The following is a 4,443-nucleotide window of genomic DNA, read 5'->3' on the forward strand; positions in this document are numbered from 1 at the left end:
CGTCGTCGCCGTTGCGACCCGACGCTGAGGTGGAGGCCCCGATGACGACCACGCTGCTTCGCCCGCGCCCGCCCGAGGCGGACGCGCCCTGGTTGCCGGTGTGGCCCGCGTCGACGCGGCCCGCGGCGGACGGGGACCTGACGGTGGGCGGGGTCTCCCTCGCCGACGCCGCCGAGCGGTTCGGCACGCCCGTCTACCTGGTCGACGAGGACGAGGTGCGGGCTCGCTGCCGCGCCTACCGCGCGGCCTTCCCGGAGGCCGAGATCCACTACGCGGCCAAGGCGTTCCTGTGCCGGGCCATGGCGCACTGGGTGGAGGAGGAGGGCCTCGGCCTCGACGTCTGCTCGCGCGGCGAGCTTGAGCTCGCCGTCACCACCGGCTTCCCCGCCGAGCACATGGTGCTGCACGGCAATGCCAAGAGCCCGGACGAGCTGGAGGCCGCGCTGCGGCTCGGCGTCGGGCGGATCGTGATCGACGGTGTCGCCGAGATCGCCCGGATCGCGGCGCTCGTCCCGTACGGCGCGCGACAGCGCGTGCTGCTGCGGATCGCGCCGGGCATCGCCGCCGGTGCGCACCCGGCGGTGCGCACCGGCACCGTGGACCAGAAGTTCGGGCTCTCCAGCACCGACGGCACCGCGCAGCTGGCGATCGCCCGGGTGTTGGAGCAGCCCCGGCTGGAGCTGGTGGGCCTGCACTGCCACCTCGGCTCGCAGATCGACAGCGCGAAGCCGTACCTGCAGGCCGTGCGGCGCATGGTCGCGCTGATGCACGGGACCCGGCAGGCCCACGGCGTGGTCCTGCCCGAGCTGGACCTCGGCGGCGGCCACGCCATCGCGTACCGGCCGGGGGAGGACGCCCTCGACGTACGGGCGCTCGCCGCCCGCGTCCGCGCCGAACTGCGCTCCGCCTGCGCGACGGTGGACTTCCCCGAGCCTCGGCTGCTGCTGGAGCCCGGCCGCGCGATCGCGGGCCCGGCGGGCGTCGCCCTGTACCGGGTGCTGACGGTGAAGCAGAACGGGCGCCACGCCTTCGTCGCCGTCGACGGCGGCATGAGCGACAACCCGCGTCCGGCGCTCTACGGCGTGCGCTACGCCCCGCGCCTGGTCGGCCGCGCCGCGAGCGCGGAGCTGCGGCCGGTGCAGGTCGTCGGCCGTCACTGCGAGGCGGGCGACGTGCTCGCCTCCGGCGTCGAACTCCCGGCGGACATCCGGCCGGGCGACCTGCTCGCGGTCCCGGCCTCCGGCGCGTACCAGGTGTCGATGGCCTCGGGTTACAACCTCGTCGGCCGCCCGCCGGTGGTGGCCGTGACGGGTGGGACGGCGCGGCTGCTGGTCCGCCGTGAGTCGCTGGCGGACGTCCGGAGCCGCGACGTGGGGTTGTGAACGACCGTCCCCTGTGCGCGAGATGGCATGGCGCGTACATCTTCCTAACGCGAGGGTAACTAACTTATCGTCAGCTGACGATCCCTCTGCCAGGAAGGCGTACCGCCATGCGTCGACTCATTCCGTGGCTGAGAGCGGTGGCGGGCGCCGCCGCTCTCGTCACGGTGACCAGCCTCGCCCTGCCCGCCGCCGCCGCTCCACCACGTGCCGCCGCGGCGGTGCAGGACTACTGCGGGGGCCAGTGCAACGACATCCTGCCGCCGGGGGAGAACGGCAACGCCACCCTCGCCGACATCCTCGGCAACAAGATATTCGGCACCCGGCCCGCCCATACCGACGACCAACTCGGGCCGTACAGCTCGCTCGTGGACGGCTACACCGGTCTGACCGACTCCTCCCTCTCCAACTACTTCGACAACTCCTCGTTCGGCGTCCCCGCCGACCAGGTGGAGAGCAGCATCAGCCCGCGCAGCGACGTCACCATCGTGCGCGACAAGGCCACCGGCACCCCGCACATCACCGGAACCACCCGCTACGGCACCGAGTTCGGGGCCGGATACGCCGCCGCGCAGGACCGGCTGTGGGTGATGGACCTCTTCCGGCACGTCGGACGCGGGGAGCTGAGCGGCTTCGCGGGGGGCGCCGCCGCCAACCGGCAGCTGGAGCAGAGTTTCTGGCAGGCCGCCCCCTACACCGAGGGCGAACTGCAGCAGCAGATCGACGCCGTCGCCAACGAGGGCCCGCGCGGGCAGCAGGCGCTGGCCGACGCGCAGGCGTACATCGACGGCATCAACGCCTACATCACCTCGGCGTACAACTCCCGTACGTTCCCCGGTGAGTACGACCTGACGGGACAGATCAACGCGATCACCAACGCCGGTTCGATCCAGCCGTTCAAGCTGACCGACCTCGTCGCGCTCTCCTCAGTCATCGGCGCGCTGTTCGGCAGCGGCGGCGGCAACCAGGTGCAGTCGGCGCTGGTCAAGGAGGCCGCCGACGCCAAGTACGGGACCACGCTGGGCGACCAGGTGTGGAACTCGTTCCGGGAGAGCGAGGCCCAGAGCGCGGTGACGACCGTGCACAACGGCCAGAGCTTCTCCTACGGGCAGGACCCGGCGTCCCCGCAGGGCCTCGCGATGCCCGATCCCGGTTCGCTCGAGCAGCAGCAGCTGATCTTCGACCCGACCGGCTCGGCCGCGTCCGCCACGACCGCCGCAGCCAAGGCGGCGAAGACGGCGTCCCGGACCACCGACGCCGCCGTGGCCGAGAAGACCCCGGCCAAACTCCGGTCGCTGGTGGGCGTGTTCGACAAGGGCGTGCTGCCGGGCAACCTGCTGACGGCCAAGCACGGCATGTCCAACGCCCTGGTCGTCTCCGGCAAGTACACCGACGACGGCCACCCCGTCGCCGTCTTCGGCCCGCAGACCGGCTACTTCGCGCCGCAGCTGCTGATGCTGGAGGAGATCCAGGGGCCGGGCATCAGCGCCCGCGGCGCCGCGTTCGCGGGCCTCAGCTTCTACGTCGAGCTCGGGCGCGGCCCGGACTACTCGTGGAGCGCCACCAGCGCCGGCCAGGACATCGACGACGTCTACGCCGTCAAGCTGTGCAACACCGACGGCAGCACGGCCACCAAGGACTCCATGGCCTACCTGCTCAACGGCGTCTGCACGCCGTTGACGGCGCTGGAGCGCGACGACTCCTGGAGCCCGACCACGGCCGACAGCACGCCCGCAGGCTCATACAGACTGATCATGTACCGCAGCGCGTACGGGCTGGTCACCGCGCGGGCCACGGTCGGCGGCGTGCCCGTCGCCTACACCTCGCTGCGCTCGACCTACATGCACGAGGCCGACTCGATCATCGGCTTCCAGATGCTCAACGACCCGACCGCGGTGGACTCGCCGCAGACCTTCCAGCAGGCGGCGCAGCACATCGACCTGACCTTCAACTGGTTCTACGTCGACGACGCGCACACCGCCTACTACAACTCCGGCCGCAACCCGGTGCGCCCGGCCGACGTCGCGGCCGACCTGCCCGAGTGGGCGGACCCGGCCTACAGCTGGCAGAACTGGAACCCGACCACCTGGACCGCCGACTACATCCCGCCGGCACAGCACCCGCAGGGCGTCGACCAGGACTACTACGTCTCCTGGAACAACAAGCAGGCCCCCGGGTTCGCCTCGGCCAACTTCGGCGACGGCCCGGTCCACCGCGCCAACATGCTCGACAGCCGGGTCAAGGCGCTGGTCACGGCCGCGGCCTCGTCCGGGCCGAAGGTGACGCGCGCGTCCCTGGTCCAGGCGATGGAGTCGGCCGGGCTCACCGACCTGCGCGGCGAGGACGTGCTGCCGCAGCTGCTCGCGGTGATCGACAGCTCCCCGGTCACCGACCCGACCCAGGCGGTGCTGGTCAACCAGCTCCAGGGCTGGCTCTCGGACGGCGCCCGGCGCAGGGAGACCTCCGCCGGCAGCCACACCTACGCCGACGCGTCCGCGATCCAGACCTTCGACGCCTGGTGGCCGCTGCTGGTTCAGGGCGAGTTCCAGCCCGGCATGGGGTCCGACCTCTTCAATGCGATGATCGGCGCCCTGCAGATCAACGAGTCCCCCTCCGGCGGCCAGACCGGTCCGAGCACCGGCCCGGTCGACGCGAACGAGTCCATCCCGCACAAGGGGTCCTCGTTCCAGTTCGGCTGGTGGTCCTACGTGAACCTGGACCTGCGCGCGGTACTGGGCCAGCACCCGGCTGACGCGCTCGCCCAGCCCTACTGCGGCGGCGGCAGCCTCTCCGCCTGCCGGCAGATCCTGCTCACCACCCTCCAGCAGGCCGCGGCGGAGACCGCAGCCCAGGTCTACCCGGCCGACGACATCTGCTCGGCGGGCGACCAGTGGTGCGCGGACTCCATCGTCCAGCGCGCGCTGGGCGGCATCACCGACCCCGACAGCAACTGGCAGAACCGGCCCACCTACCAGCAGGTCGTTCAGTACCTCTCGCACCGCTGAGCCCCGCCGGGCTCTTGAAGGGCGCGAGGCTCCGCCGGTCTGCGGCTCCGCCGCGGAGC

2 protein-coding genes are annotated in these 4,443 nt (G+C 72.0%); both read left to right on the plus strand.

All coding sequences use genetic code 11. From position 1 onward, the window contains the following. Nucleotides 1-41: 41 nt before the first annotated feature. On the plus strand, nucleotides 42-1,382 hold the full coding sequence (gene lysA, locus TR48_RS05710) for a diaminopimelate decarboxylase (RefSeq protein WP_042364782.1): 1,341 nt from the start codon (nucleotides 42-44) through the stop codon (nucleotides 1,380-1,382). Between the two features lie 107 nt (nucleotides 1,383-1,489). Continuing rightward, on the plus strand, nucleotides 1,490-4,384 hold the full coding sequence (locus TR48_RS05715) for a penicillin acylase family protein (protein ID WP_042364783.1): 2,895 nt from the start codon (nucleotides 1,490-1,492) through the stop codon (nucleotides 4,382-4,384). Nucleotides 4,385-4,443 lie beyond the last annotated feature (59 nt).

This window comes from Streptacidiphilus neutrinimicus (genome assembly GCF_000787815.1).
In the GTDB taxonomy this organism is placed as follows: domain Bacteria; phylum Actinomycetota; class Actinomycetes; order Streptomycetales; family Streptomycetaceae; genus Streptacidiphilus; species Streptacidiphilus neutrinimicus.

Bases quoted from the DNA above. Each gene is read 5' to 3' on its own strand.
- lysA (WP_042364782.1), top strand. From the start codon at position 42: ATGACGACCACGCTGCTTCGCCCGCGCCCGCCCGAGGCGGACGCGCCC.
- TR48_RS05715 (WP_042364783.1), top strand. From the start codon at position 1,490: ATGCGTCGACTCATTCCGTGGCTGAGAGCGGTGGCGGGCGCCGCCGCT.